Below are 690 nucleotides of genomic sequence, written 5' to 3'. Positions count from 1 at the left end.
AGTCGCCAAAATCGTAAATATATAGAAACTTTTGTTTTTCTTCCGTCAGCCATTGCTGTAATGGGATGCGGCGGGCGTCCATCAGTTCTTTTTCCAGCTGAAACGAATCCCAGCCGTCAGGGATGCCGATGAGAACGCTTCCGAAATCGAATTCGTATAAATGGGCTTGTTCCCATCCCATCGCTTCTTGGATGATGAGATGAAGCTCGTGAAATGTCGCATGTCCGGGAACAAGGACGCGCCGCCAAATCGGCGGGCGGATGCCGTTTAATGTGATTTTCAGCTGGTAGGCTGTTTTGGACCGCCGCCGTTTGGAGGGGGGTGCGCTCTTTGGCGCCTCAACCCATCTGCCGTGTGGACGGTCCCGCTCTGTCGGATGGAACATGGCAGACAATTCGTCGATCAGTTTAGCAAGATTGTCGGGGTTCATAGCCCTCGTCTCCTTTCGGATAAACGTTTTGTATAATAGTAGTTTATCCTGTCCATAGTAGAATTTAAACATTATTGATGGAAATATTGAAATAAAGAAAGATGGGAGAGGAGGATGACGCATGTCGATCGGCTGGAATGACCCATGCCCGTGTGGAAGTAGGAAAAAGTATAAGAAGTGCTGCATGAACAAACAGCAGAATCATGAAATCAAACGGGTGCGCCAGCGCCGCTTTTTTGGCCAAAAATATGAGCTGTCGC

2 protein-coding genes are annotated in these 690 nt (G+C 48.6%); one reads left to right on the top strand and one right to left on the bottom strand.

All coding sequences use genetic code 11. From position 1 onward, the window contains the following. On the bottom strand, positions 1-430 hold a 430-nt coding region (locus VU18_RS20690; RefSeq protein ID WP_047758363.1), incomplete at its 3' end, for a plasmid pRiA4b ORF-3 family protein. A gap of 121 nt (positions 431-551) precedes the next feature. Here VU18_RS20690 and VU18_RS21300 point away from each other — a divergent pair. Then, positions 552-690, top strand: a 139-nt coding sequence (locus VU18_RS21300; protein WP_369793582.1) for an SEC-C metal-binding domain-containing protein, incomplete at its 3' end; no start/stop codon positions are given.

Source organism: Geobacillus sp. ZGt-1 (genome assembly GCF_001026865.1).
In the GTDB taxonomy this organism is placed as follows: domain Bacteria; phylum Bacillota; class Bacilli; order Bacillales; family Anoxybacillaceae; genus Geobacillus; species Geobacillus thermoleovorans.
This window is presented reverse-complemented; position numbering and strand designations above follow the sequence as displayed.